We start from the raw sequence: 25463 nt of genomic DNA, 5'->3' as shown, positions 1-25463 counted from the left end.
TCTCCTCATCATGCCAGCAGACTGGTGAGGGTGAATACACACACGCACAGTCCGCCAGCATGTCTGCTGTCAGTTTCTGTGCGTTGTTTCACGTTAACGCCTACGGGCCACGGCGCATGCGCCGGGCCTCAACTGCAACAAGCCAGACGCTTTTTCCCCGATCCTGTCAAGAGTGTCGTCTGCCGCGCACTGCCATCGCAGGCAACGAGCAAACCGATATACAGGTCACCGTGACCTCGCCTTATGGTCCCGCTTTCAACCGTAAAATCACCAATGCGATTAACAAGGTCACATATTACCCTGCAGAATCTTTCAGGTTTGGAGAACAGGGCATCGCTTCCGTCCATGTCGTTGTGCGCAACAGCGATAGCGTGGTGACAGGCTTCAAGCCGCGACATCAGCGAGCAGCACCACGGCCGCTTCATCAGCCATGACCGTAATGTCGGTCAGCCCGCTTATGGCCGCCGCATCGCCTGCCGGCAGCCCCTGCGTGCCGATCCGCACGGCACCTGAAACCACGAGCAGGTAGAGCACCCGCCCCGGCGCGGTGCCGTAAGCCGCCCCCTCCCCTGCCGGAATGGCCGCATGCAGCAGCCGCGCGCGCGCGGCGAGGGTGACGGGCGCGCCGTCCTCCACGCTTTCACCTTCCTCGGGGTCATCCTCGGGGAAGCCTGATGCAAGGATGCGAAAGCCGCCCTCTTCGAGTTCCGGCAGGGCCGGGCGCATCTCCTGCGCAGGCGTCATGCCCTGCGTGTCAGCGAGGAACCAGAACTGGATGAAGCTGGCCCCCAGCCCGCCCGCGCGCCACGCCAGCTGCGCACAGCCGCTGCCGGTGCTGGCCAGATGCAGCCCGCCCGTGCCGAGCGCATCCGGTTCAAAACCGTCCATGCCTGTAGCCAGCGTGCCGTCTGCCACCCATGTCACGATATCCACCGCCGCTTCGGGGCCAATGCGGTAGGTCTCGCCCGCAGGCAGCGTGCAGGCATTGACCGCGCGCAGGCGGCCCTCATGGCCATGCGCCGGATCGGCATAATCGGCAAAGGCGAAATGGCAGCGCAGCACCTGCCCGCCATCATGGGCCGTGCCAAGGCTGGCTGCGTGCCGGATCGTGATCATGTGCGCCCCTTAAAAGACTGTTTGAAAAGGCAGGGCCAATAATACCCTGAAATGATAAAAGTTTTTGGTGAAGCTTTTTTCAAAAAGCTTCAGAAAACGTCGCCTTTTTGAAAAAGGCGACACCCAGAAACTTTTCCTGTTTTTGATCAATTAGCCATGCTTGCGGGTCTTCTTCTGTTTTTCAGGATAGAGGTTCTCCCACCCGCCACCAACCGCGCGGTACAGATTGGTCACCGACAGCGCCACATGGGCGGTGGCATCCGCTTCCGCGCTCTGCGAAGCCAGCAGCGCGTTCTGCAACGTCAGCACGTTGAGAAAATCGGATGATCCCTGCACGTACTGCGCTTTGGCGGTATCGACCGCGATTTCGTTCTCGTGCACGGCCTCGACCAGTTCATCGCGGCGGCGCTGGGCTGCGGTGAAATCGGCCATGGCGTCATCAATCTCCTGCCACGCCTTGAGCACGGTGCGCTGGAACATGGTGGCCGCCTCCTTCTGCTGGGCGCGGCGCAGGTGCAGCTGCCCGGTCAGGCGGCCACCCTCGAAGATGGGCAGCGTTGCCGTGGGGCCAAAGCCATACTGGCGCGAGGCCCATGACCCCAGGCCGCTGAACTGGAGGGCCTGCACGTCAAGGCTGCCCGAAAGGGTGACGCGGGGGAAGAAATCGGCAATCGCCACCCCGATGCTGGCCGTGGCCGCATGCAGCCGGTCGGCGGCCATGCGGATATCGGGCCTGCGCTCGGCAAGCTGGGAGGGCAGCCCCACGGGAATGGCGGCGGGCACGACGGGGATGGTGCCCGGCGGCCCGAGTTCGGCATCGAGCGCGCCGGGTTCACGCGCCACGAGAAAGCTCAACGCATTGAGCCGGTGCGTGACCTGCGCCCTGAGCGGGGCGAGGCGGGAGGTGAAGGTATGGAGCTGGCCGGTGGCCTCCGCCACGTCCAGCCGGGTCGCGGCCCCCTGCTCAAAGCGCAGGGTGGTCAGCCGCACGCTGTTATCAGCCACCGCGATGTTATGTTCAAGGATAGCAAGCTGCACCTGTGTGGCGCGCAGGTCGATATAGTCCTGCGCGGTCTCGGCCATGAGCGAGACGAGCGTGTCGCGCCGCATTTCCTCGGTGGCGTGCATGGCCGCCGTTGCGGCTTCCACCTGCCGGCGCACATGCCCCCACAAATCCACCTCCCACGAGGCGTTCATGCCATATTGCGGCAGGTTGAAGGATGGGTTGCCCACGCTGCCGGGCAGCGCCGTGGGGCCAAAGCCCTGCGTGCCCGAGGCAATGGACCCTGCCCCCTCACGCTCCATCGTGCCCAGCAGCCCCAGCACGCCGTTGGTCGAGGCCCGCTCGCGCCCGTAGGAGGCATTGGCCTCGGCATGCGGCAACTGGGCGGCACTGGCGATGCGCCGCTCGGCAACACTCTGCATCAGCCGCAGGCTGGCGGCTTTAAGGTCAAGGTTGGCGCTGGCCACCTCGTTTTCCAGCCGGGTGAGGATGGGGTCGTTGAACAGCGTCCACCATTGCGGGTCGGTGGTGGCCATGGTGACCTGGCTTTCCGCTGGCGGCTGGGTCGTGCGCCACTGCGCGGGTGCCTTGACCTGCGGCTTGTGGTAATTGGGGCCAACCGTGCAGCCCGCCACCGCCAGCGCCGAAAACCCTGCAAGAAGAAAGCGCTTCATGGCCTTACTGCCAGACATAACGGGTGTCATTGGCATGCGGGCCTTCAGGGGTGGAAGATGTATCGATATTCGCCTCGACCGACATGCCAACGCGCACCTTGTCGGCCAATGGCTGGCCGGGATCAAAGGTCAGCTTGACCGGAATGCGCTGCACCACCTTGGTGAAGTTGCCAGTCGCATTATCGGGCTGGATGGGCGCAAACGCCACGCCCGTGGCAGGCGCAAGTGAGTCAACATGCGCCTTGAGCGGATGCCCGGGAAACGTATCGACCCAGATGGTCGCGCGCTGGCCGGTCTGCACCTTTGTCAGTTGCGTTTCCTGAAAATTGGCCAGCACGTAGGCCGCATGCACGGGCACCACGGCCAGGATGCCCGTGCCCGGATGCACGTAATTCCCCACGCGCACCCCACGCTCGCCCACCACGCCATCCATCGGTGCGGGAATGGTGCAGTAGGACAGGTTGAGCGCGGCCTGCGTCTCGTCACCTTGCGTGCGCACCAGCACGCCGCGTGCACGTTCAAGCTGGCCCTGCAGCACCGCCACCTGCCGTATTGCGGCATCCACCCCGGCCTGGTCACGGGCGATGGCGGCCTCGGCTTCCTTTTCCTGCGCCTCGGAATGCTGCTTCTGCTCGATCGTGCCCGCCCCGCCTGATGACAGGTTTCGGTACCGCGTGGCATTCTGGCGCGCGAACATCAGGTCCGCCTGATCGGCCAGCACGGCGGCGCGGGCCTGGGCTATGACGGAATCCTGCCGCGCGATTTCGGCTTCAAGGTTGGCGACATCACCCTGTGCTGCCTGCCTGTTGCCGCGTGCCACCTCAAGGGCGGCGCGGTAGTCGTCATCCTCGATATGGGCGAGTTCCTCGCCCGCATGCACCTGCTCGTTATCCTGCGCGATCACCCGGTCGATGCGGCCCGAAACCTTGGGCGCGACGGTGGGGAAGTCCGCCGTAACATAGGCATCATTGGTGTACTGGTTGATGCCATCGCCATTGACCAGGCGCGTGCCCCCCCAGGCCACAAGGGCCAGCACGGCGGCGGCACAGCCTGCGTAAAGCAGCGGTTTCTTGTAAATCATGATCAGTAATTCCGGATTAACGGGCAGGGGTATCGGGTGAAGGGGCCTGCGGCGGATAGACGCGGCGCGGCAGGATGAGATTCATGGCCGCATAGCCAAGGCAGACCCAGATCAGGATGTAGTAGATATCGTTCAGCGCCAGCACGAGGGCCTGCTCATGCACGTAGGTATGGAAGACCTGCAACGTGTTGCGGGCCACATGCACGCTGTCGGGCGAGGTGGCGGCAAGCTGGCTGTTGATGGGATCGCCCATGCCCTGCAATGCCAGCTGGTGCGTGCCGTGATGGTCGAGCAGCATGGTGGAATGGTACTGCTCGCGCCGCCGGGTCAGCGCGCCAAACAGGGCGAAGGCCACGGCATTGGCCAGCCCCTTGAGCATGTTGACCATGCCCGAAATGAACGGGCCATCGGCGGGACCCATGGCCATGGTCGCCAGCATGAGCGTGGGGATGACGGTCATGGGCTGGCCAAAGACCTGCAGGATCTGGATCAGGTAGAAATTGTCACGCACCCAGTCCACCGTCAGCCATGTGCCCAGCCACGCAGCAGTGGCAAGGCACAGCATGCCGCCTGCCAGCACGAAGCGGCAGTCCACCTTGCGGCTGTTGCAGATGGCCGCGATCAGCGGCAGCATGATGAGCTGCGGCAGGGCCACCACCAGCGAGACCGGCGCCGCCTGGATGGGCCGGTAGCCCCGCACGGCCTCAAGGTAGGTGGCGGGAATGTTGCCCATGATGGAACAGATGGCCAGGATGCCCACCAGTGACAGAAGCGACGCCTGAATGTTGCGCGAGCGCCAGTACTGAATCCTGAAATACGGGCTGGGGTGGTAGGCCTCGTTGATGACGAACACGATGAACGCGGCGCCCCCCCAGAAGGCGAGGTCGGTAATGACCGGCGAGCGGAACCAGTCCAGCCGGTCGCCCTGGTACAGCACGATGACCAGCGAGCAGATGGCCGGCAGGCCCACGAGGATGCCAAGCCAGTTGAATTTCTCGAAGCGCTCGAAATGCATCGGGTCGCGTGGCAGGCCATAGGCCATCATGGCGATGGCAAGGGCGGCGGTGGGAATGATCTCCCAGTACAGCCAGTGCCAGCCCACATGCTCGAACCAGAACGCCTCGAGCGGCAGGCCCAGATTGGGGCCGAATGTGGCGCTCATGGCATACCCCCCGATGCCGAACACGCGGATCTGGGGCGGCAGGTATTTGAGCATGACGGTCATGAGCACCGGCGGCAGGCAGCCCCCCGCCAGCCCCTGGAAGGCCCGCAGGATGCACAGCGATGTGACATCGGGCATGAAAGGGGCCGGGATGGAAAACAGGGCGAGCGCCGCCGTCATGAAAATGGAAAAGCGGTAGATCGAAAACGTCATGTAGAACCACGGCGTAAAGGCCATGGCGGCGATGTTGAATGCCTCATAGATGGCAATGACCCACGTGCCCTCGTCGTGGCCGATATGCATGGCCCCGCGGATATCTGACAGGCCGATCTCGGTCACATGCTCGTTGAACCCCGCCACGTGCACGGCCAGCAGCATGCCAAGGCAGCCAATGACCGTGCGCAGGCCAAAAGGCGGAATATAGGAAGGCCGTGGCGGCGCGGCATGGATGACCGGCCCACCCGCCGCCAGTGCAGGAGCGACAGTGTTCATGCCGCCACTTGATCCCCAGACGCAGGCAGCGGACAACCCTCATTTGCCGCAGGTAATGATTTCGATTTGCGGAAGGGACGGATCTGGCGGTTTTCATGGCCGCCCCCTTGTCGTGCAGCCCTGGGGCAGGCAGTTTGATAACCGGATAAAAGTTTTTGAATGCCGCCTTTTTCAAAAAGATGGTGTTGTTTCGAAGCTTTTTGAAAAAAGCTTCACCAGAAACTTTTGATGGTTTCTTTATGGAGAGCAGGGGACAGGATGAAGACTGGATCATGGATAGCGGGCGGCCTGTTCTGGGCCGCATTACCTGCCCTTGCCCACGGCGCGCCATCACCTTCCACCCCGCCTGCCACGCAGAATGCCCCACCCGCAAGCCAGACGGGCGAAGCGGTAGAGGCCGCCCGGTCGTTCCTTGAATCCTTTGATCCGCAGGCCCGCAGGGGAGTGCAGTTTCCTTTCGTGGCACAGAAATCAGGCACGCTGGCCCGCTTCCGCCGCAGCGCGCCCGACCAGCCCGCCCTGCCCCTAACCGATGCCCAGGCCCACGCACCCATGAAACAGGGGCCCGGCATGGGGCCGCCGGGCGGCTTTGTGGGCGAGCGTTACGGGCAGTCGGTCTGGTCCAACTTTCCCGTAAGCGACGTGCCGCGCCCCGGCGTGCAGATGGGCCACCTGACACCGCAACAGCACACCGCCGCCCTGCACCTGCTCCAGACCCTGCTGAGTGCGAAGGGCTACCAGAAGGTGCGCGACATCATGGGCGCCGACCAGGCCCTGGCCGATAGCGGCACGCCATTTGCCTCGGGCGAGGCGGTCTATACCATTGCGATTTTTGGCGAACCCTCAGCCACAAAACCGTGGATGGTGCAGTTTGGTGGCCATCATCTGGGTCTGAATCTGGTCATTGATGGCCCGCACGGTGCCATGACCCCCACCCTGACCGGCGCGCAGCCGGCGCTGTACCAGCGCGATGGACAGATGGTGCGCGTGCTGGCAGGCGAAAGCGACAAGGCCTTCGCCCTGCTGGACCTGCTCGATGAAACGCAGCGCAGGCAGGCCATCCTGCCCTACAAGGTGGAGGATCTTGTGCAGGGGCCGGGCCATGACGGGGAAACCCTCGTGCCCGAAGGCATCAGGGGCGATGCGCTAACTGCCGCGCAAAAACAGGCATTGATGGACATCATCGGCGAATGGGCCGGGATCATCAACGACGCCTATGCCGCCCCGCGCCTGGCGGAAATCAGGGCCGGGCTGGAGCAGACATGGTTTGCCTGGAGTGGCCCGACCACCCATGAGCCCGACCGCAACGGATCTTCATATTACCGCATTCAGGGGCCGCGGCTGCTGATCGAATTCTCGCCCCAGGGCGTTGGCGGTGACCCGACGCTGCATGTCCATACCGTCTATCGCGACCCGACCAATCGTTATGGCAGCCGGTTTACCCACCCATGAGCCGCGCCGGGCACGCATGTCTTGCCGCCCTTGCGCTGCTGGCCCTGCCGGCTTCGGCTCAGGCGCACCGGCTGGATGAATATCTGCAGGCCACCACCTTTACTCTCGCGCGCGACCATATTGCCCTGCATCTCCGCCTGACACCCGGCGTGGATGTGGCGCCCGGCCTCATCCGCCAGGTTGACCGCAACGGCGATGGCAGCCTGTCGGTGCGCGAGCAGCACTCCTATATGGCCCATGTCATGCAGAGCCTGTCGCTTTCCCTCAATGGGCGGTCTGGCCAGCTTGTTGTGCAGGCCATGACGTTTCCATCCCTTGCCGCAATGCGGACAGGCACTGGCGTCATTGATCTTGAGTTGACGATGCCTGCCCGCCTCCGGCAGGGCGACAACCATCTGGCCTACCGTAACCGGGGTGATGGGCCCGACACGGTCTGGCTTGTAAACTGCCTGATGCCGCAGGATCCTGCCATCCATGTCATGGGGCAGCACCGCGCGGCCGATCAGTCATCATACGAGCTGGATTTTTCTGTCAGCACACCGTGAAATGATAAAGGTCTTTTGGTGAAGCTTTTTTCAAAAAGCTTTGGGAGACATCGCCTTTCTGGAAAAAGACGACACCCGGAAACCTTTACGTGTTTGTCAGACAGTTGGCTGGAACGCAAAAAGCCACCCTTTTGGGGTGGCTTTTTGTTTGTCTTATCAGACGGAGATATCTGGTTGCGGGGGCAGGGTTGCTTCTCAGCTTGCAGCAATCACAAGTTGAGAGTAAATCGGTATTAAGAGGCTGTTTTAATGAACTTTTTTCTGCCCATACATGAACTCTTACTGAAAATAAATCGCCCCTGCCCTCATAAAACGTAGAATTTATGCATCCAAAGCCACGTCAGCTTCCGCCTCATTTATGCCCTCAGGAAGGACTACGGCTTTTCCAAAAGCGGACTTGGCCTGCATGCCGTTCCATAATCATAGTGAACAGCAATTAATCCCTGCCAGATGTCATCCGCCGTAGTCGCACAGCGTCTCTGGAGGGAGGAAGGCCAAACTGTCGTGCATAGTCTCGGCTGAACTGATTGGGACTTTCATATCCAACATGGAAGGCAGCGAACGTTATATTGCCTTCGCCCGCGATCAGGAGCGATCGGGCATGGAGCAGCCTTACACGCTTCTGATACTGAAGCGGGCTCAGTGCGGTCACAGCCTTGAAGTGGCGATGAAAGGTGGAGATACTGAGTGCTGCCATCTCTGCCAGGTCGCTGACACGTAGCGGTCTGGCGAAATTTTCCCGGATCCAATGGACTGTATTGGCAACCCGCGAAAGGGCGGTGTCAGGTGTGGCGATGTCACGCAGCATCCAGCCGAGCGGTCCCTGAAGGACGCGGAACAGGATCTCGCGTTCGTAGGCTGGCGCAAGGGCGGCAATTTCATCCGGGTGTTCCATCAGCCGTAGCAGACGAACCCATGCATCCAGTAGCTCCGGGGTAACAGGTGCGACCGAAAAGCCGGGACTGGAGGGATCGCTCCCGGCAGGTTCAGGCAGATCTGCCAGCAGACTGGCGATAATGGCGGGCGTCAGCGTCAGGCTCACCGCCAGGTAGGGCTGGCCCTTTTCCGACGGATGCAAGGCGCCGACGGCGGGCAGATCGACCGACATCACAAAATAGGTCGCTGGATCATAGCGAAGGGTCCGGCTGCCCACTGTCATGGTTTTTGACCCTGTCAGGATCAGGTTGATCATGGGATCATAGACGGCAGCGAGTTGATGCTCCGGGATTTCACCCTGCACCATGGCAACCCGCGGAATGCCTGTCTCTGTCCGACGGTTTTCTGCCCATGCGGCCAGTCGCCTGAGTTCCTGAAGCTGCGTTTCCATACCCGGCGTTGTTTCACAGCCCTTTCCCCCGATCAACGGAAAAGCAGAAACAGGCAGGTTTCAGAGAGAAACGTGAGAGCAATCATCTGCTGCCGACATTATCTCTTGTTCCTCCAGGTCGGGCGATAAGCTCCGACGAGTATTGGCATGGGTTTCGGCGGCAACCGAAATGCCAGGCCATCGAAGTGTCTGGCTGTTATAATCTTTGAGGATTTCCCATGCTCGATCATATCTTTCTGACGGTAAGCGATATCGACCGATCGATCGCCTTTTACCAAGCCGTACTTCCACACCTCGGAATCACAAACCGCCTCGATTACGATGGAAAGAATGCGCCAACTGACCACCCGGATCTCAAGGGTTTCGGTGCCGGGGGCCGCATGTTCTTCTGGTTGCAACAGGGAGCGGCAGCAGCCGGGGCGGTCCATGTCGGCTTTGTCGCGGAATCTGCCGCCATGGTGGAAGCGGCCTTTGAGGCTGCTCTGGCGGCCGGCGCAACCGGCATCCACCCCCCGGGGCCGCAGCTTCATTATGACCCGCGATACTATGCCGCCCAGGTCCGCGATCCGGACGGCTACAGCCTCGAATTCGTCTACAAGAGCTGGCAGCATGGCCGCTGAGGCAATGTGTATGATTTCCACTGAAAATCCCTCGCGGATACTGATGATCTATGGGGCTTATGGTTATACCGGCCGCATGGTTGCCGAGCATGCGAAAGCAGTCGGTCTTTCCATCATTCTCGCCGGTCGCAGGGCAGACGGGCTTGAGGAACTCGCGACCCGGCTTGGGACGGATTATCGTGTGTTCAGTCTCGAACAGAACACCGCCATCGATCTGGCCCTGTCAGATGTGACGGTGCTGCTGAACTGTGCAGGCCCTTATCGACGCACGGCTGAGCCACTGATGCGGAGTGCCATTCGCTGTGGGGTTCATTACCTTGATATCGCGGCGGAACTGGACAGCTACCGCGTTGCCGCGCAACTGGATACGATTGCCGGCGCCGCAGGCGTCATGCTGCTTCCGGGCAGCGGCGGCAGTGTTGCGATGCTGGGATGCCTCGCCGGGCATACGGCGGAACGCGTGCAGGCCCCCCAAAAAATCGCCATTGCGCTGAATGTCTCTGGCACCATGTCACGTGGCTCGGCAATCAGTGCTGCGGAAAATGTAACGCCGGAAACGCTGATCTGCAAAGACGGCCATCTTGTCGCATGTCCGGCACCTGATCAGAGGCCTTTTGATTTCGGCCATGGTGCGGTGTCATGTTTTCCGGTGACACTTCCAGATCTCATCACGATCGGACGGGCAACCCATATTCCGGATATCGAGACATTCGTGCATATCTCGGGGAATGCTTTTCCGGGCGGCGACCTCGCACTTCTTCCCGATGGCCCAGGCGCGCAGGAACGGAAAGCACACCGCTATCAGGCAGCGGCCGAGGTAACGGGAGCGAATGGCATCACGGTCCGTTCGGTTCTTGATACGGTGAACGGCTACACCTTCACGCCTCTGGCCGCAGTCGAAGCCGCGCGCCGCGTGCTTGGGGGAGAAGTCCGCCCCGGCTTCCAGACGCCTGCCTGCCTGTTTGGGAACGGGTTTGCCGGGACCATCGCCGATACCCGCATCGTTGACCTGTAATTCCATACAAGAGACGCTTCATGGATTATAAATGTCGTTGTGCCTGGGCCAGTTCGAGCCCCCTGATGCAGGATTACCATGATACCGAATGGGGCGTGCCAGAGCGTGATCCGCGCAGGCTCTGGGAAATGCTGATGCTCGAAGGCTTTCAGGCAGGACTCTCTTGGGAGATCGTGCTGCAAAAACGTGCGGCGTTCCGGGAGGCCTTCGCGGGCTTCGATCCCCGGAAAGTCGCTGCCTTCACCACAGAAGATGTCGGGCGACTGATGCGGAATGCTGGTATTATCCGTGCACGTGCCAAAATCGAGGCGACCATTCGGGGCGCACAGATTTTCAATGCGATGCAGGAGGCCGGGGACGATTTCGCCGCCTTCTGCTGGTCGTTCACAGACGGCAGACCATTGGACGGGACAGGGTCCGACACGGAAACTGAGTTATCCCGGACTATCTCGAAAACACTGAAAAAGCGGGGATTCAAGTTCGTCGGCCCGACCATCGTCTATGCCTGGATGCAGGCGGTTGGCATCGTCAACGATCATTCCCCATCCTGCTTCCGCAGAGACGCCGTTGAGAAAATGTCGGCGGGATCTGATTACTGCAGACAGTAAGCGCAGCCACCAGGACGACGTCGCATCGTCATTCTTCTTTCTTAGACGTAATCTGGAGTTATCACGCAAGATGAAAAACGAGTTTGATAAGAAGAGAGTGCTGGTCACAGGCGGCACGAAGGGAATTGGCGCGGCGATTGCCCATCGATTTGCCGCATCAGGTGCACAGGTTGCAACAACGGCGCGCGCGCCCTCGGCCTCCCAGGATGCCGATCTCATGTTTGTCGCGGCTGATCTCGGGACAACCGCGGGCGTTGATGCGGTTGTGAAGGAAATTGAGAACAAATGGGGCGGACTTGATATTCTCATCAATAATCTTGGAGCCACGGCTACGCCTCCCGGCGGCTTCGAGACACTGACAGATGCGTTCTGGCAGCAGGTACTCGATATCAATCTGATGGCGCCAGTCCGTCTTGACCGTGCCTTCATTCCGGGGATGCTCGAAAGAAAGAACGGCGTGGTCATTCACATAGGCTCAATCGCCCATATCATGCCGCCATCACAGTCGACACTGGCCTATGCTTCTGCAAAAGGCGCACTACGAACTTACAGTAAGGGCCTTTCGAGGGCGGTTGCAGCAGGCGGCGTAAGGGTAAATATGGTGTCACCAGGTTTTATCGAGACGTCTGGTGCGCATGGGATGATCACGGAAATCCAGCAAAATAGGCACATATCCGAGGATGCTGCACGTCAGTACGTCATGAATATGATTGGCGGTATCCCTGTTGGTCGCCCGGGCCGTCCTGAAGAAGTGGCGGAACTTGTTGCGTTTCTGGCTTCTGACCGCAGCGGCTATATCGTCGGAGTGGATTACCTTCTGGATGGCGGCACTATTCCAACAGTGTAGCGAGCCGGTTTAGGGGCCGCAACGGCTGGGGCCCTCGCGGACCAGGGTGCCGATGTCGCGATCAGTTATGTAGCATCGGTCGAGAAAGCTTCAGCTGTCGTCGAAGGTCTGAAAGACAAAGATAAGCGTAACATCACGGTCAACGTCGTTCAGGCCGGAATAATGGATCCCGATATGGCCGCCGGCTCAAAGGGCCATCTGCCACCAATCATCATGGAATCTCACGCGATCCAGAGGTTTGCCAAAGTCGACGAAGTTGCCGCAGCGATCGTTTTTCTCGCTGGCCCTGATGCCGGTTTTATCACCGGATCGATCATCGATGTCGGTGGCGGATTTAACTCCTAACAACCAGGAAACTTGTCATGCGCAGTTCCCGAATGAATCCTCAGGCATAAAGTTCTCTTTGACGAGATATAAAAAATTCCCAACACAAGGTTAAATAGGTGAATAAATATACTATGAGTTTCCGAATGTATTCTATACAACTGAAGCTTCTCTTTTCGGACATAAGTCTGACAAGACAGCGACCGCAATAATGCGTCGCCCGCCGTTCGATCTGTGGCAATTGCTGTGCGTGCGGGCAATCGCCCAGCACGGCAGTATCCACGGGGCGGCGCGTTTCCTGAACACCCGGCAGTCGGCTGTAAGCCGATCCCTGCACAACCTGGAGGAACGGCTTGAGGTCAGGCTGTTCACCCGCTCCCCGGTCGGTGCCGCACCAACTGCGTTCGGCCAGGAATTCATCCGCTGGACCCAGACGATCCTGGACAGCGTGGCCGGCATGAACGCTCGCGCGCAGCGAACGGGCAAGGGTGAGAATGGCCAGATCTCGATCGGCATCCAGACCTGCGTCTTGCCCGGAAGACTCTCAGCCTTCACAGCCGAGTTCCGCGCTACGCATTCGGATATCGTCTTCCATTATTCCGAAGGCACCGGCAAGAGACTGCTGCGTCGACTACAGCGCGGGCAGATCGATTTCGCGGTCGTCACCCGGCGCAATCTGGTCCCTGCGTTACGGGTCATGCCTCTGTGGAGCGACCGCATCGTCGCGGCGCTCCACACCAATCATCCTCTGGCGACACGACGGGAAATCTCATGGCAAGATCTGCGTCATGAAACATTCCTGATCGGACGCGACAACGCGGGTCAGGATTTCGAAACACTCATCCAACGTAAGCTCGAGGAGCCAGGCATCCGTCCGAAGATCCGGCGTCATGATATCGGCAGCAACAGAATCATCGCACTCGTCCAGAACAAGGAAGGCGTTGCCCTGCTGCCCGCCTCGTGGCTGCCACTGATCCGCGATCAGCACGGGCATGACATCGCGATCACGGAAATCCGGGACGCCGGCGGTTCCTCCCATCTGGAATTCGGCATTGTCTGGAGGCCCGACAACGAAAATCCCTGCACCCGGAGCTTCGCCAGATATGTAGAAGCCCATCAGCCGTTGCCATGAGACTACTTTGCCGACGGTGCTGCTTTTACCTGCCTCCGTGCCCTGGCGAACCCTTTGTCCGACATCATGAACTGCCGAAGCATGGGTGCGATCAGCCGAGCCGGATCCATTGCTCCAGCGCTACCGGAAAGAAGTGCCGCATAGGCAAGCAGGTCACGATGGATATCAGCGGGTAGCGCCACTGTCATTCTGACCGGTTTCTCATCGGGAAGTTCCCGGATTTTCAATTCTGTCATCAAGGATGTCCTCCGTTCTGATAGGGTTTGAGCAACAGGTCGCGTCTGAGAATAACGGCAAAGGGTAGTCCCGGCCGGTCGGTCAGGGTGGGCTGGACGTTCAGGCTGCGATCGATCAGCCGGTTGCCGACCATGGAAAACCCGTTGCTGGCGCCGGAACGGATGGCCTGGGCCAGATTGTTCTCGCTCTGGCTGGTCCCCGCCTCTGACCCCACGCTGAGCAGGGTCGTGACCAGAGCGGCTTTGAACAACTGCCCCCAGTGATTGTTCACCTCGTCAGCCAGTCCAGACTGGCCTATGGCGTCCCCGCCGGGCAACTTCTCCAGCACGAGGCTCTCGCCGTTCGGGTATATCAGCCGCGTCCAGATAATCTGGGTGCGCTGCTGCCCGAAGGAGATGCCACTGTTATAGGCCCCGAACAGCAGGCTTCCCTGGGGGATCAGCAGGAAACGGCCAGTGGGGCTGTCATAGACGTTCTGGGTCACATGCCCGGTAATCTGGCCCGGCAGGTCGGAACTGATTTTCGTGTTCAGCGCGCCGGCAATCACCGTACCGGCCTGGAGAACATCGGGCGAGGCAGGCGCCATGATGCGATCGGGGCTGATCGTCGCACGATCAGGCTGCCCTTCCAGAAAGGTGAGGTTCCCAGCTTGTGGCCCGGTCGTGGTGGACGCCCGCCCCTGAGTGGCGGGAGCGCCCGGTGCGGGCAGCATCGTCTGTTCGCCAGCGCGGTCACGTTCCCCCGTCTGCACGAACAGACGGCTGGCGATCGCGGCCTCGACCTCCTGCGCGGCACGGCGATCATCCCCGCCTGATGCGGCTTTCCCCTGTGCCTGTGCTTTCAGGATGGTGTGTCCGAGATCGCCGGGCAGGGCAGGACCGAGCTTCGGCACACCATTGCCGACATAGTCTGAGGGCAGCCCCGCGAGCCCATCGGCCGATGGACGCACATCCGTGTCCTGGCTGGCGGCCGGTGGCGCTTTGTGGCTGCTGTTCTCAAGCGCGTAGCCAAGTGCCAGACCAAGGGCGAGCATCCCTGCCCCACCCAGCGCCCAGACCACGGTGCGGTTAAGACGCACCACACGCGGTCGTTCCGCCCGCAGGCGCAGATCGGGTGGGGGGACCGCGGTCGTGGAAGATCCTCCGGTCGCAGGAGCCGCCCCGCTCATGTTCGACGTCCATCGGTGCGGACGATGCGCACCCGTTGCTCGGAATGTTTGTCGCCCAGTCGCAGTTCGGCTGCGGCGAACAGCCGGTCCACGATCATCCAGTTCTGCCGCACCCGGTAATTGACCAGTTCCGGGCCACCATCGGCTCCCAGCACGAACAGGGGCGACAGTTCGCCCTGCCCGATCCCGGATGGAAAAGCGATATAGACCTTGTGGCCGTCATCGAAGGCGCGGCTCGGAAGCCAGGGCGGCACACCACCCTTCACCGGCTGGATGGCATAGCGGAAATTCAGGGTATCAAGATTCAGCCCCGCGTCCACGGGGGCAGCATCATCGGCCGCATTGTCCTGCCGATGCAGGGCAATCAGGTCATCCTCGGGATAGTCCCACGACACCGATGCCATATAGGTCGCGGGCGTGGAGCGCAGTTCCGCCAGATAGGTGCGCCGATCCGTGTTGACGATCAGGTTGGTGGTGAGGTCCGGGCGGGTCGGCTTGACCAGGATATGGATGCGTTTGGTCGCCCCTGCCCCGCTTTCGGTATCGCCAATGATCCAGCGCACAGTGTCACCTGCTGCCACGGGGCCAGTGCCGACCAGCTTCTCCCCTTGCTGGAGCATGATGTCGGTGATCTCGCCCGGCGAGGTATAGACCTGATAGAGGGCGCCCGGAGAATAGGGATAGACCTGCACCGCGTTGATGAACCCGGCTCGCGTGGGCTGGATGCGCGCCGCCAGATTGGCCTGTGTCACACGCGTTGTGGGGTCGGCGACTTCGGGGGCAGGATGGATCGTGCGTCGTGAGGGCAGCGGCTTGAGCTGTCCCGGCAGGGGAAGCGGTTTCGGGACTTCCACCACCTGCACCGGTTTCGGCGGGTCCGGCAGACGTGTTGCCTGAACAGCGTCATCGTAACGGATGACTGGCGGATGGTAATGCTGCGCACATCCGGCCAGAGGCAGGATCAGCAGCGGCAGGACACGAAGAGCACGACAGATCATTGGCCCAACTCCTTCGACCAGTTGATGGCGGAGACGTAGATGCCCAGAGGGTTTTTCCGAAGATGATCAGCGTCGCGGGGTGTGCGCAAAACGATGGAGACGATGGCGGTCCAGCGCTCGGTGCCGGTGAACGCGCCGTCGCGGTAATGGCGCTCGGTCCAGGCCACGCGGAAGCTGCCGGGCGAGGCGCGGATCACCGAAGCGATGTCCACCTCGACCTGCTCGTGCCCGATCCGCGAGAACGGATCGTTGAGGCGGGCATAATCGTTCAGCGCCTGCGCGCCCGACGTGGTGGTGAAATCATAGGACCGTAGCCAGTTCTGGCGGACCACCACAGGGTCCGACGACAGGGCGCGCACGTCGTGGACGAACTGCGCCAGATACCAAGCGATCTGCGGATCGGCGGGCATATACCCCGCTGTCGCGGGGGCTACGACCTGCGCGTGGCCCAGACGGTCCACCTGCACCACCCACGGCGTGATGGTGCCGCGCGCGGACTGCCAGACCAGCCCAGCCCCAAGGCCTGCGGACAGGAACAGCGAACCAAAGGCCATCAGCCGCCAGTTGCGGGCCTGCACGCGGGCGGAGCCGATGCGTTCATCCCAGATCTGGGCCGCTTTCTGGTACGGGGTCACGGGTTCGGGCGTGGTCCCGTAGCGGGTGGTGGAGCGACGGAACATCGTCCTCATTCCTTTTCTGACAGATCGATTGAGGAAGATCCGCCCCCGCCGTCGGCGGAGCGAATGACATGCGCGGCCTCGGCAGCATGAGCGGCGGCATTGCGGCGCTTCATCTTCTGCGCCCAGCGGGGCGGTTCGCCGGAACCGCCACCATCTCCACCAGACGGACCCTCACCGGTAGGGCCGCCACCCGTGGGGCCACCCCCTTCTCCGGCAGGACCACCCCCACCTGATGGAAACGGCCCGCTGCCACCGGTTTCGTCACCCTCTCCACCGCCCATCCCGCGCGCGGCCCAGCGTCCACCGGCGGCATAGCTTTCTTTGAGGGATGAACCGGCACGTGAGGCCGCCCCTTTGACGGCATTCGCGACGTTCGCGCCGACGGCCCGGCCCATACCTCCGATCCCGGCGGCCATACTGCCCGCGCCGCCAGATGCGCCAGCAGCACCAGCCGAATAGGCGGACGTGGCTGCCCCGGCGATCGCGGCCCCGCCCCGAGCGGCAGCAGCGGTCGCACCGAGGGCTGCGACACGACCGGTGGCAACAGCCCCAACACCGGCGGCCGCAGCCGCGCCCATGGCGCCGACGGCCATACCCGTGCCGACGGCCGCTCCCGCGCCAAGCTGTGGTGCGCCGGAGATCAGCCCATTGGCGATGCTGCCCCCAAAAATGGACAGACCAACAATTGCAAGCGAGGCCAGCACCACCGAAACGGACTGCCCAATCGTGGGAACGTCGCTGCCGTAGGAGGTTGAGAACTGGGCGAACAGAACGGACGCAATGGCGGAAATGACCGCCAGCACCATGATCTTCACACCCGACGATACAACATTGCCCAGCACCTTCTCGGCGAGGAAGGCGGTGCGATTGAACAGGGCAAAAGGGATCAGTACGAACCCTGCCAGCGTCGTCAGCTTAAACTCGATCAGCGCCACGAAAAGCTGCACGGCGAGAATGAAGAACGCCGCCAGCACGATCAGCCAGGACAGACACAGCACGAAAATCTGGATGAAGTTCGTAAAGAAGGCGACGGGACCAAGGAGATTATGAACCGAGTCCAGTAAGGGCTGCGCCGCCGTGAACCCTGTGGACGCCAGACGACCGGGACGCAGGAAATCACCCAGCGCCAGGCTGCCGCCACCAACCTTCAGGCCGAGGGCCGCAAAACTGTCGAAGACGATCTTCGAGAGCGCATCGAAATCGTTGATGACCCAGGCGAAGAAGCCGATATAGAGCGTCTTCTTCACCAGACGCTGGATGATGTCCTCATCCGCCGCCCAGGCCCAGAACAGGCCGGCAAGAGCAATGTCCAGCACAGACAGCGTACCTGCCAGCGAGATCACATTCCCCTTCACCAGACCGAAGCCCGTATCGATGGTGGTGGTGAAGGTGTTCAGAAAGGTATCGATAACGCCGACATCGTTCATGGCCATGGCGGTCAGTTCCCTCTACTGCCGAACATGGACACCGAAGTCGGGCTATAGGCGTTATATTGGGAAAAATGCTGGTACTGAGCCTCGCTCTCGGCTTCGGTGGCAGCATTTCGCGCCCGCTCCAGCGCCATAGCCCGCCCGTTGGCGGCGAGTTCGGCCTGAATGTCAGACAACTGGCGGGACTGCAGCGCGAGAAGCTGATTGCCAGCCTGCGCCGCCTGCAGGGCACCTGTGGAATCCTGGCTGGCCGAGACAAGCTGGGTCATGGCGCTATTGTCGGAAGGAATGTTCCCCACCACCCGCGCCTGCAGTTTCAGGGCATCCTCAAACCCGCCTACGGAATTCTGCCACCTTGTCTGCGCCTGGCTGAACAGGGCGCTGTCGGACATGCCCGACGAGACGGATGTATAGGCCTGCTGGTACTTCTGCTCGACGGACTGGACGCTGTAGGCGATGTTCTGCGCCTGCGCGAGCAGTGCCGTGGTCTGGGAAATCGTCGATTGCAGCGTCGAGAGAGTCGATAGCGGCAGGCTCGCCAGATTACGTCCCTGATTGACCAGCATCTGTGCCTGGTTGGCCAGCGAGGTGATCTGATTGTCGATCTGCTGGAGGGTCCGTGCCGCGATGAGAACATTCTGGACATGGTTGGCTCCGTCATACACCGCCCATTGTGCCCGGGCCTGTGGAACGCCAAGCGACAGCAGAGCCGCCGTAGCGCAGAGAAAGACCACCTGCCTCATGACACAGATCCTCCCCGCAGAAGGTCTGCAGCCCACGCTATGCCACGCGCGTCAAACCAGGCCGGGAGAAATCCGGGACGGCCATGTTCCGCCAGCACCGCATCGATCTGCCGGTGATCGTCCTTGCCGGATGCCGCGCATAGGGCAAGTGCTACCGGCCCGAGCCCCAGTTCAAACAGCCGGTTTCCCCGCTGCGTCTGGCAGTAATACTCCCGCTTGGACGCCGCGCGCGCGATGATGGCGATCTGCCGCTCGTTCAGCCCGAAATCGCGATAGAGGACCGCGATCTGGGGTTCGATGGCGCGCTCGTTCGGCAGGAAGATCCGCGTCGGGCAGCTTTCCACCACGGCCGGCGCAATCGGACTGTTGGCGATGTCGGACAGGGACTGCGTGGCGAAGATGACGCTGGCGTTCTTCTTGCGCAGCGTTTTCAGCCATTCGCGCAACTGGCCGGCGAAATCCCCGTCATCCAGAACGAGCCAGCCCTCATCGATGACCAGCAGCGTCGGGCGGCCGTCCAGACGGCCCTCAATGCGGTGAAACAGATAGGACAGCACGGAAGAGGCAGCCCCGGAACCGATCAACCCCTCGGTTTCGAACACCACCACATCGGCATCTCCCAACCGCTCGGCATCGGCATCAAGCAGGCGGCCATAGGGTCCGCCCAAGCAGTATGGCGCCATTGCCTGCTTCAGGGCGTTGGACTGGAGGAGTGCCACCAGACCAGAGATCGTGCGTTCATGGCTGGGCGATGACGCCAGGGAATTGAGAGCCGACCAGAGGTGAGACTTCACCTCGGGGGTCGGCGTCACCCCTTCACCGACAAGGATCTGCCCCAGCCATTCACTGGCCCATTTGCGCTCATCGAGATCGTCAATCTGTGCCAGCGGCTGAAGCGATACACTGCCACCCTGTTCTCCCGACAGATCATCATCGGTTAAACCGCCACTGAGATCGTGCCAGTCGCCTCCCATTGCCAATGTTGCCGCGCGCATCGACCCGCCAAAGTCAAAGGCGAAAATCTGCGATCCCGCATAGCGACGGAACTGCAACGCCATCAGCGCCAGCAGGACAGATTTGCCAGCACCCGTTGGTCCCGCGATCAGCGTGTGACCAACATCCCCAACATGCAGGGAAAACCGGAATGGCGTGGCTCCGGCGGTCCTGCCGTAGAACAGCGGGGCTGCCCTGAAATGCCCATCCTGCTCCGGCCCGGCCCACACGGCGGAGAGGGGAATCATGTGCGCCAGATTCAGTGTCGAGACCGGGGGCTGACGCACATTGGCGTAGACATGCCCCGGCAGAGATCCCAGCCACGCCTCCACCGCGTTGAGGCTTTCCGTCATGCAGGTGAAGTCGCGGCCCTGAATGATCTTTTCGACGAGGCGAAGTTTTTCCGCCGCGATGCTGGCGCTGCCATCCCAGACCGTGATGGTCGCGGTAAGATACGCCTGTCCGACATCGTCAGCACCAAGGGATTGCAAAGCCAGATCGGCGTCGGCCGCCTTGTTGGCGGCATCATTATCCACCAGCACCGACGCCTCGTTGGTCATCACTTCCCGGACAATGGCCGCAACACTCTTCCGCTTTGCGAACCACTGCCGTCGGATCTTCGTCAGCACCTTCGTGGCATCGGTCTTGTCCAGCAGGATCGCGCGCGTCGACCAGCGATAGGGCATGGCCAATCGGTTCAGATCGTCCAGAATTCCGGGGAAGGTCCGTGACGGGAAGCCAGTGATCGTCAAGGTCTTGAGGAAGGCATCGCCCAGTTTTGGCTCCAGGCCGCCCGAAAGCGGCTGGTCCACCAGCAGGGCATCAAGGTGCATCGGGATTTCCGGCACCCTGACACGCTGGTTACGGGTGGAGGTCGTGGAATGCAGATAGGTCAGGGTCTCGCCGTCATCCAGCCACGCCGCTTCGGGCATGAAACCGTCCAGCAGGGCCAGCAGCCGATCGCTGCGATCAATGAAGGCATTCAGGATGCCGTGCGGGTCCGGCCCGTCACGCTCCCGGCCCTCATAGAGAAAACGTTCGGCGCGGCCTGATGATTCCGCAGGTGGCAGCCAGACCAGGGTCAGGAAATACCGGCTCTCGAAATGCGCGCCCTCATCCTCGAACTGCTCCCGACGTTCCAGGTCGACCATCTGACTGGCCGCATCCGGGAAATCGCTCTCGGGATACACTGTCGCTGGGACGCGCTGCGCTTCCACGAACACCGCCCAGCCTGAGCCCAGACGCCGCAGGGCATTGTTCAGCCGTCCCGTGACACCCACCAGTTCGGCGGGCGTAGCGCTGTCCAGATCGGGACCACGTATCTTTGCCGTGCGCTGAAAGCTGCCGTCCTTGTTCAGGACGACACCCTGTTCCACGAGCGCGGCCCACGGGAGAAAATCCGACAGGAGGGCAGCACGGTTGCGATATTCGCCAAGGGACATCATCGCCCGACCCTCCTTACGCCCGCAGCCAGGCGGGATAACGGAGATGCCGCCGTCCCACCTCGATGAAGAAAGGATCGCGCTTCGCTCCCCAGACCGCGAGCCCGTGCCCGACGATCCAGAACACCGCCCCCACCAGCCACAGGCGCAGGCCCAGCGCGATCGCTGCCGCCAGCGTGCCGTTGGCAATCGCGACGGCACGGGGCGCACCACCCAACAGGATCGGGTCGGTCAGCGAGCGATGCACCGGGACATGAAATCCCGGCACCGCGTCATCCTCATATCCCACCATCAGATCAGTGCCCCGCCGGAGAACGAGAAGAACGACAGGAAGAAGCTGGACGCGGCAAAAGCGATGCTGAGTCCAAAGACAATCTGGATCAGGCGGCGGAAACCACCCGATGTTTCCCCGAAGGCCAGGGTCAGACCGGTCACGGTAATGATGATCACCGAGATGATTTTGGCGACCGGTCCCTGCACGGATTCCAGGATCTCGTTCAGGGGTGTTTCCCAGGGCATGCTGGATCCTGACGCCCATGCCGATGACGCGAAAGCAAGCGACAGCAGCATGGAGGTTCCGAATACACGGAGATCCGGCACATGCCGGTCAGGACGTGCGACAACGCACACGATGGCGCGCAGACGTGAAGGCGGCATCATGATGACTCTCCATTGGCAATGCGGGATGTTTCGGGAGACGAGAGGCTGACCGGACGGATGAGATAGGCACCCGTCACGGGATCGAGGCCGTCGATTTCAGCCAGTTCGGACAGGCGACGGGCCGTGCCGCGCCCCGAAAGCACGGCGATGACATCGATGGTTTCGGCGATCATGGCACGTGGCACCGTGACCACCGCCTCCTGGATCAGCTGTTCCAGACGATACAGGGCCGCCAGTACCGATCCGGCGTGCAGCGTGCCAATGCCACCCGGATGGCCAGTCCCCCATGCCTTGACCAGATCGAGCGCTTCGGCCCCGCGCACCTCACCGATGGGAATACGGTCGGGACGCAGGCGAAGGCCGGACCGGACAAGATCCGAAAGGGTAATCACACCTTCACGGGTCCGCAGGGCAATGAGATTGGGCGCCATGCATTGCAGTTCGCGCGTATCCTCGATCAGCACGACGCGATCGCCGGTTTTCGCGACCTCGGCCAGGAGGGCATTGACCAGTGTGGTCTTACCCGTCGACGTGCCGCCCGCGACCAGGATGTTCTTCCGTTCTGCGACAGCGCGACGGAGATAATCCGCCTGCCCTGCAGTCATGATCCCGGCCTTGACATAGTTGTCGAGGGTAAAGACGGCGACTGCGGGTTTGCGGATGGCAAAACTCGGAGCCGTCACTACTGGCGGCAACAGCCCTTCGAAGCGTTCGCCAGTCGGTAGTTCCGCCGATACGCGCGGCGCTGCTTCATGCACCTCCGCCCCCACATGGTGTGCGACCAGACGCACGATGCGCTCGGCATCGGCAGGCGCGATCGTCTCCCCCGTGTCCGCCATGCCGTCAGCCAGACGATCGATCCACAGCCGCCCATCGGGATTGAGCATCACTTCGACGATCGCGGGATCAGCGAGATGCCGGGCAATCGCCGGCCCCATAGCCGTACGCAGCATGGACATGCCGCGCTGTCGGGCACCACTTTCAATCGGTGTAACCGCCATGGGAATCCCCGCTTTTTCGGATCATCCGGCCTCTCCGGACGACGACGGGGATCATTAGAGAGTGCTGTTTTCTCCCGTTTTCAACAGCATTTTCCTGCGATCGTACAGGATCGTAGTGAATGCGGTTTTTACTTGCAGATCGCGGGATCAGGTTTCCGATGCAGGAGGCACATCCTCCGGGATCTCTTGCCGGAAGAGTGGCCCCCGGCTGAGTCGCCGCCCAAGGGCGGCCACGAACGCCTCGTAACGTTCCGCCCCCTGCGCCCGCGCCGCCGCTGCGGCCGGTTCCGGCAAGGGCGGACTGACCGTCATCCAGTAGCGGATGAACAAGGCCAGCGTCTCAAGGCTGATCCCGAGATCACGCTCCATGCGGGCGACCTGCCGGTCGAGACGGTCCAGCCGGCGGCTCATTGCCGCTTCCCGCCGCTCGTCAGCATCGGGCGACAGGAAGGATGCGATGGCCGCCTCCGCCACCAGGGACAGGGAAAGATCACGCCGCGCCGCGTGCGCGGTCAGGGCATCCAGCAGCTTCGGTTCCAGGTAGACCGACAGCCGCGCCTTCTTCGGGGATGTCCTCATCACGCTCTCACAACCCGAGATCGTTGCCACGGTCGAGCCCGGCCTGACGCGCAATCCGCGTCAGATCGGCACGGTCCCGCGCTTCCGGATTCGGTGGTGGTTCCTCACCAAAAAGGTCCGGTGCCGCACGCGGCTTGCGTTTGCCGGCATCCGCCGGGTCATGTTCGCGCGACCATTTCCGCCCCGTGCCGAGCGATTCATCACTATCGGCATCATCGGGCTTGTCAGGCGTTTCCGACACCTTTGCCTGTTCGGATGATGGCTGAGCAGGACGCGGGCGACCACTCCAGTCATCGGGCCGGACGGGCCGGAGCAACTGCGTGGGATCGGGCGGCGGCAGGACGCGCTCGACGAAGCGGCGATCCTGGAAATACCGCGCCTTCCGTGCGCGGATCGGCGGACACCCCGCCACCATGACCACTTCCTCCCGTGCCGGGAGTTGCTGGACCTCGCCTACCGTCATCAGGGGCCGCGCGCTTTCCTGACGCGAAACCATGAGATGCCCGAGCCAGGGCGACAGCCGGTGCCCGGCATAGTTCTTCTGCGACCGGATCTCGGTGGCCACACCCAGACCGTCAGATACGCGCTTTGCTGTACGTTCGTCGTTCGTGGCGAAACTGACCCGGACATGGCAATTATCGAGAATACTGTTGTTCTGGCCGTAGGCTTTATCGATCTGGTTCAGGCTCTGGGCGATCAGGAACGCCTTGATCCCATAGCCCGCCATGAAGGCGAGCGCGCTCTCGAAGAAATCCAGACGGCCAAGAGCGGGAAACTCATCGAGCATCAGCAGCAGGCGACGCCGCCCCTCCCGGCCTGACAGATCCTCCGTCAGCCGCCGCCCGATCTGGTTGAGGATCAGGCGAATCAGCGGCTTGGTGCGGCTGATATCCGAGGGCGGGATGACAAAATACAGGGAAACGGGCTGCTCGCCCTCCAGCAGGTCGCCGATCCGCCATTCACAGCGACTGGTGACGGTGGCCACCACCGGATCGCGGTAGAGGCCGAGAAACGACATGGCGGTGGAGAGCACTCCGGAGCGCTCATTGTCGGACTTGTTCAGCAATTCCCGCGCCGCCGACGCCACGACGGGGTGAGGCCCTGCCTTCCCGAGATGCGATGTCCGCATCATGGCGGACAGGGTCGCCTCGATCGACCGCTTCGGGTCGGAGAGGAATTTCGCCACCCCGGCGAGCGTCTTGTCGTCCTCGGCATAGAGCACATGCAGAATCGCACCGACCAGCAGGGCATGGGAGGTTTTCTCCCAATGGTTGCGCCGCTCCAGTGATCCCTCGGGATCGACCAGGATGTCGGCGATGTTCTGCACATCGCGAACTTCCGATGCCCCGCGCCGCACCTCCAGCAGCGGGTTGTAGGCCGAGGATGCCGGATTGGTAGGATCGAACAGCAGCACCCGCCCGAAGCGATTCCGGAAACCGGCGGTGATCTGCCAGTTCTCGCCCTTGATGTCATGGATAATGGCCGAACCCGGCCAGGTCAGGAGCGTGGGGATCACCATCCCCACACCTTTGCCCGTGCGCGTCGGTGCGAAAGTCAGGACGTGTTCGGGACCGTCATGCCGGAGATAGGAGCGGCGGTATTTCCCCAGCACGACGCCATCCTCGCCCAGCAGCCCGGCCGCGCGGATTTCCGCGTCTTCGGCCCAGCGGGCGGAGCCATAGGTCGCGGCCCGCTTCGCCTCGCGGGCGCGGTGGACGGACAGCGCCACGGCCGCTGCAAAAGCCAGCACCCCGCCCGAACCCGCGATCCAGGCGCCACGCGCGAAGACCGCTGGTGCGTAGGCGTCGAACTCGTACCACCACCAGAAAAAAAGCGGCGGAGCGTAGACCGGCCAGCGATGCAGAACCGTGAACCACGGTTGACCGAGTTCCGGTTGGAACGCGAGTTCCCAGGCCGTCCATTGAGTGGCCGTCCACCAGGACAGCACGATCATGGACAGGACCAGCAGAGCCTGTCCCCACTGGATACGTGTTCCCGGCTGGTCCATCGAGTCCTCCCCTCGTTATGGGAGACAGCGAAGAACCGGGATTTTCCCGCGTGCAAGCATGATCCGGCACCCATCGTACCAGAGCGGGCTAGAGCGAAGAAATACTTGCGCGTTGCGGAATCCGGT

The 25463-nt window shown here is 62.0% G+C and carries 26 protein-coding genes; 9 read left to right on the top strand and 17 right to left on the bottom strand.

Annotated features, from left to right (window positions below):
- Positions 1-384 precede the first annotated feature (384 nt).
- The 4 genes from OQZ28_RS12440 to OQZ28_RS12425 all read right to left on the bottom strand — a co-directional run bounded on the left by OQZ28_RS12440 (position 385) and on the right by OQZ28_RS12425 (position 5528).
- The gene (locus tag OQZ28_RS12440; protein ID WP_458136305.1) at positions 385-1116 is read right to left on the bottom strand and encodes a pirin family protein; all 732 of its coding nucleotides are present in this window, start codon (positions 1114-1116) and stop codon (positions 385-387) included.
- Between the two features lie 150 nt (positions 1117-1266).
- Positions 1267-2793, bottom strand: a complete 1527-nt coding sequence (locus OQZ28_RS12435; protein WP_458136304.1) for an efflux transporter outer membrane subunit — start codon at positions 2791-2793, stop codon at positions 1267-1269.
- Positions 2794-2797: 4 nt separating this feature from the next.
- Positions 2798-3874: an HlyD family secretion protein gene (locus OQZ28_RS12430; protein WP_130732786.1), complete on the bottom strand. Its 1077-nt coding sequence runs from the start codon at positions 3872-3874 to the stop codon at positions 2798-2800.
- Positions 3875-3890: 16 nt separating this feature from the next.
- Entirely contained in the window at positions 3891-5528 is a 1638-nt protein-coding gene (locus OQZ28_RS12425) for an MFS transporter (protein ID WP_458136303.1), read from the bottom strand.
- Between OQZ28_RS12425 and OQZ28_RS12420 the strand changes: the two genes are divergently transcribed.
- From OQZ28_RS12420 to OQZ28_RS12410, 3 genes are read left to right on the top strand one after another with little or no spacing between them, the layout of a single operon-like run.
- The gene (locus tag OQZ28_RS12420; protein ID WP_458136302.1) at positions 5527-5757 is read left to right on the top strand and encodes a hypothetical protein; all 231 of its coding nucleotides are present in this window, start codon (positions 5527-5529) and stop codon (positions 5755-5757) included. The genes OQZ28_RS12425 and OQZ28_RS12420 overlap by 2 nt on opposite strands.
- Before the next feature lie 29 nt (positions 5758-5786).
- A complete protein-coding gene (locus tag OQZ28_RS12415; RefSeq protein WP_458136301.1) occupies positions 5787-6980 on the top strand; it encodes a DUF3500 domain-containing protein in 1194 nt (397 codons plus the stop codon).
- Entirely contained in the window at positions 6977-7525 is a 549-nt protein-coding gene (locus tag OQZ28_RS12410; protein ID WP_458136300.1) for a hypothetical protein, read from the top strand. Before OQZ28_RS12415 ends, OQZ28_RS12410 begins: the two co-directional genes overlap by 4 nt.
- A gap of 436 nt (positions 7526-7961) precedes the next feature.
- Here the strand turns inward: OQZ28_RS12410 and OQZ28_RS12405 are convergent, their stop codons facing one another.
- Entirely contained in the window at positions 7962-8852 is an 891-nt protein-coding gene (locus OQZ28_RS12405) for an AraC family transcriptional regulator (protein WP_034930645.1), read from the bottom strand.
- A gap of 218 nt (positions 8853-9070) precedes the next feature.
- Here OQZ28_RS12405 and OQZ28_RS12400 point away from each other — a divergent pair, with 218 nt between their 5' ends.
- The 6 genes from OQZ28_RS12400 to OQZ28_RS12375 all read left to right on the top strand — a co-directional run bounded on the left by OQZ28_RS12400 (position 9071) and on the right by OQZ28_RS12375 (position 13398).
- Positions 9071-9472 (top strand): VOC family protein, encoded by a 402-nt coding sequence (locus OQZ28_RS12400; protein WP_034930657.1) that lies wholly within the window; start codon positions 9071-9073, stop codon positions 9470-9472.
- Complete coding sequence (locus OQZ28_RS12395) at positions 9384-10487, top strand: saccharopine dehydrogenase family protein (protein ID WP_458136299.1); 1104 nt, start codon at positions 9384-9386, stop codon at positions 10485-10487. Before OQZ28_RS12400 ends, OQZ28_RS12395 begins: the two co-directional genes overlap by 89 nt.
- 20 nt (positions 10488-10507) lie before the next feature.
- The gene (locus OQZ28_RS12390; protein WP_034930661.1) at positions 10508-11095 is read left to right on the top strand and encodes a DNA-3-methyladenine glycosylase I; all 588 of its coding nucleotides are present in this window, start codon (positions 10508-10510) and stop codon (positions 11093-11095) included.
- 70 nt (positions 11096-11165) lie between these two features.
- The gene (locus OQZ28_RS12385) at positions 11166-11942 is read left to right on the top strand and encodes an SDR family oxidoreductase (RefSeq protein WP_034930663.1); all 777 of its coding nucleotides are present in this window, start codon (positions 11166-11168) and stop codon (positions 11940-11942) included.
- 60 nt (positions 11943-12002) lie between these two features.
- The gene (locus OQZ28_RS12380; RefSeq protein WP_082266968.1) at positions 12003-12287 is read left to right on the top strand and encodes an SDR family oxidoreductase; all 285 of its coding nucleotides are present in this window, start codon (positions 12003-12005) and stop codon (positions 12285-12287) included.
- Between the two features lie 190 nt (positions 12288-12477).
- Positions 12478-13398, top strand: coding sequence for a LysR family transcriptional regulator (locus OQZ28_RS12375; protein WP_034930666.1), 921 nt, complete (start codon positions 12478-12480; stop codon positions 13396-13398).
- Positions 13399-13400: 2 nt separating this feature from the next.
- Here the strand turns inward: OQZ28_RS12375 and OQZ28_RS12370 are convergent, their stop codons facing one another.
- The 12 genes from OQZ28_RS12370 to OQZ28_RS12315 form a co-directional block, all read right to left on the bottom strand.
- A complete protein-coding gene (locus OQZ28_RS12370; RefSeq protein WP_010515992.1) occupies positions 13401-13634 on the bottom strand; it encodes a DUF2274 domain-containing protein in 234 nt (77 codons plus the stop codon).
- Positions 13634-14803, bottom strand: coding sequence for a TraB/TrbI/VirB10 family type IV secretion system protein (locus OQZ28_RS12365; protein WP_034930671.1), 1170 nt, complete (start codon positions 14801-14803; stop codon positions 13634-13636). Before OQZ28_RS12365 ends, OQZ28_RS12370 begins: the two co-directional genes overlap by 1 nt.
- Positions 14800-15801 carry a P-type conjugative transfer protein TrbG gene (trbG, locus tag OQZ28_RS12360; protein WP_458136298.1) on the bottom strand — a complete coding sequence of 334 codons (1002 nt, stop codon included), beginning with the start codon at positions 15799-15801 and terminating at the stop codon, positions 14800-14802. Before trbG ends, OQZ28_RS12365 begins: the two co-directional genes overlap by 4 nt.
- A complete protein-coding gene (gene trbF / locus OQZ28_RS12355; RefSeq protein ID WP_034930677.1) occupies positions 15798-16481 on the bottom strand; it encodes a conjugal transfer protein TrbF in 684 nt (227 codons plus the stop codon). The genes trbG and trbF overlap by 4 nt, the downstream gene beginning before the upstream one ends.
- Positions 16482-16486: 5 nt before the next feature.
- Positions 16487-17914 carry a P-type conjugative transfer protein TrbL gene (trbL, locus tag OQZ28_RS12350; RefSeq protein ID WP_034930681.1) on the bottom strand — a complete coding sequence of 476 codons (1428 nt, stop codon included), beginning with the start codon at positions 17912-17914 and terminating at the stop codon, positions 16487-16489.
- Between the two features lie 5 nt (positions 17915-17919).
- A complete protein-coding gene (gene trbJ, locus OQZ28_RS12345) occupies positions 17920-18654 on the bottom strand; it encodes a P-type conjugative transfer protein TrbJ (RefSeq protein ID WP_034930684.1) in 735 nt (244 codons plus the stop codon).
- Entirely contained in the window at positions 18651-21092 is a 2442-nt protein-coding gene (gene trbE / locus OQZ28_RS12340) for a conjugal transfer protein TrbE (protein ID WP_034930687.1), read from the bottom strand. The genes trbJ and trbE overlap by 4 nt, the downstream gene beginning before the upstream one ends.
- 13 nt (positions 21093-21105) lie before the next feature.
- Positions 21106-21381 (bottom strand): VirB3 family type IV secretion system protein, encoded by a 276-nt coding sequence (locus OQZ28_RS12335; protein WP_034930690.1) that lies wholly within the window; start codon positions 21379-21381, stop codon positions 21106-21108.
- Positions 21381-21749: a TrbC/VirB2 family type IV secretion system protein gene (locus OQZ28_RS12330; RefSeq protein ID WP_082266969.1), complete on the bottom strand. Its 369-nt coding sequence runs from the start codon at positions 21747-21749 to the stop codon at positions 21381-21383. Before OQZ28_RS12330 ends, OQZ28_RS12335 begins: the two co-directional genes overlap by 1 nt.
- Positions 21746-22750, bottom strand: a complete 1005-nt coding sequence (gene trbB, locus OQZ28_RS12325; RefSeq protein ID WP_200906093.1) for a P-type conjugative transfer ATPase TrbB — start codon at positions 22748-22750, stop codon at positions 21746-21748. The genes OQZ28_RS12330 and trbB overlap by 4 nt, the downstream gene beginning before the upstream one ends.
- Positions 22751-22897: 147 nt before the next feature.
- The gene (locus tag OQZ28_RS12320; RefSeq protein ID WP_034930719.1) at positions 22898-23329 is read right to left on the bottom strand and encodes a ribbon-helix-helix protein, CopG family; all 432 of its coding nucleotides are present in this window, start codon (positions 23327-23329) and stop codon (positions 22898-22900) included.
- Between the two features lie 7 nt (positions 23330-23336).
- Positions 23337-25337 (bottom strand): conjugal transfer protein TraG, encoded by a 2001-nt coding sequence (locus OQZ28_RS12315; RefSeq protein ID WP_034930692.1) that lies wholly within the window; start codon positions 25335-25337, stop codon positions 23337-23339.
- Positions 25338-25463: the final 126 nt, after the last annotated feature.

The sequence above is a fragment of the Komagataeibacter sp. NFXK3 genome (assembly GCF_054182245.1).
Note: the sequence above shows the minus strand (reverse complement) of the source record. Positions and strands in the feature narration are given on the sequence as shown.

Coding starts and splice junctions, on each gene's coding strand:
- trbG (WP_458136298.1), bottom strand. CDS start 15,801: ATGATCTGTCGTGCTCTTCGTGTCCTGCCGCTGCTGATCCTGCCTCTG.
- OQZ28_RS12400 (WP_034930657.1), top strand. CDS start 9,071: ATGCTCGATCATATCTTTCTGACGGTAAGCGATATCGACCGATCGATC.
- OQZ28_RS12330 (WP_082266969.1), bottom strand. CDS start 21,749: ATGATGCCGCCTTCACGTCTGCGCGCCATCGTGTGCGTTGTCGCACGT.
- OQZ28_RS12375 (WP_034930666.1), top strand. CDS start 12,478: ATGCGTCGCCCGCCGTTCGATCTGTGGCAATTGCTGTGCGTGCGGGCA.
- OQZ28_RS12370 (WP_010515992.1), bottom strand. CDS start 13,634: ATGACAGAATTGAAAATCCGGGAACTTCCCGATGAGAAACCGGTCAGA.
- OQZ28_RS12435 (WP_458136304.1), bottom strand. CDS start 2,793: ATGAAGCGCTTTCTTCTTGCAGGGTTTTCGGCGCTGGCGGTGGCGGGC.
- OQZ28_RS12315 (WP_034930692.1), bottom strand. CDS start 25,337: ATGGACCAGCCGGGAACACGTATCCAGTGGGGACAGGCTCTGCTGGTC.
- trbB (WP_200906093.1), bottom strand. CDS start 22,750: ATGGCGGTTACACCGATTGAAAGTGGTGCCCGACAGCGCGGCATGTCC.
- OQZ28_RS12425 (WP_458136303.1), bottom strand. CDS start 5,528: ATGAACACTGTCGCTCCTGCACTGGCGGCGGGTGGGCCGGTCATCCAT.
- trbL (WP_034930681.1), bottom strand. CDS start 17,914: ATGGCCATGAACGATGTCGGCGTTATCGATACCTTTCTGAACACCTTC.
- OQZ28_RS12395 (WP_458136299.1), top strand. CDS start 9,384: ATGACCCGCGATACTATGCCGCCCAGGTCCGCGATCCGGACGGCTACA.
- OQZ28_RS12365 (WP_034930671.1), bottom strand. CDS start 14,803: ATGAGCGGGGCGGCTCCTGCGACCGGAGGATCTTCCACGACCGCGGTC.
- trbE (WP_034930687.1), bottom strand. CDS start 21,092: ATGATGTCCCTTGGCGAATATCGCAACCGTGCTGCCCTCCTGTCGGAT.
- OQZ28_RS12390 (WP_034930661.1), top strand. CDS start 10,508: ATGGATTATAAATGTCGTTGTGCCTGGGCCAGTTCGAGCCCCCTGATG.
- trbJ (WP_034930684.1), bottom strand. CDS start 18,654: ATGAGGCAGGTGGTCTTTCTCTGCGCTACGGCGGCTCTGCTGTCGCTT.
- OQZ28_RS12320 (WP_034930719.1), bottom strand. CDS start 23,329: ATGAGGACATCCCCGAAGAAGGCGCGGCTGTCGGTCTACCTGGAACCG.
- OQZ28_RS12405 (WP_034930645.1), bottom strand. CDS start 8,852: ATGGAAACGCAGCTTCAGGAACTCAGGCGACTGGCCGCATGGGCAGAA.
- OQZ28_RS12385 (WP_034930663.1), top strand. CDS start 11,166: ATGAAAAACGAGTTTGATAAGAAGAGAGTGCTGGTCACAGGCGGCACG.
- OQZ28_RS12430 (WP_130732786.1), bottom strand. CDS start 3,874: ATGATTTACAAGAAACCGCTGCTTTACGCAGGCTGTGCCGCCGCCGTG.
- trbF (WP_034930677.1), bottom strand. CDS start 16,481: ATGTTCCGTCGCTCCACCACCCGCTACGGGACCACGCCCGAACCCGTG.
- OQZ28_RS12335 (WP_034930690.1), bottom strand. CDS start 21,381: ATGGTGGGATATGAGGATGACGCGGTGCCGGGATTTCATGTCCCGGTG.
- OQZ28_RS12410 (WP_458136300.1), top strand. CDS start 6,977: ATGAGCCGCGCCGGGCACGCATGTCTTGCCGCCCTTGCGCTGCTGGCC.
- OQZ28_RS12420 (WP_458136302.1), top strand. CDS start 5,527: ATGCCGCCACTTGATCCCCAGACGCAGGCAGCGGACAACCCTCATTTG.
- OQZ28_RS12440 (WP_458136305.1), bottom strand. CDS start 1,116: ATGATCACGATCCGGCACGCAGCCAGCCTTGGCACGGCCCATGATGGC.
- OQZ28_RS12415 (WP_458136301.1), top strand. CDS start 5,787: ATGAAGACTGGATCATGGATAGCGGGCGGCCTGTTCTGGGCCGCATTA.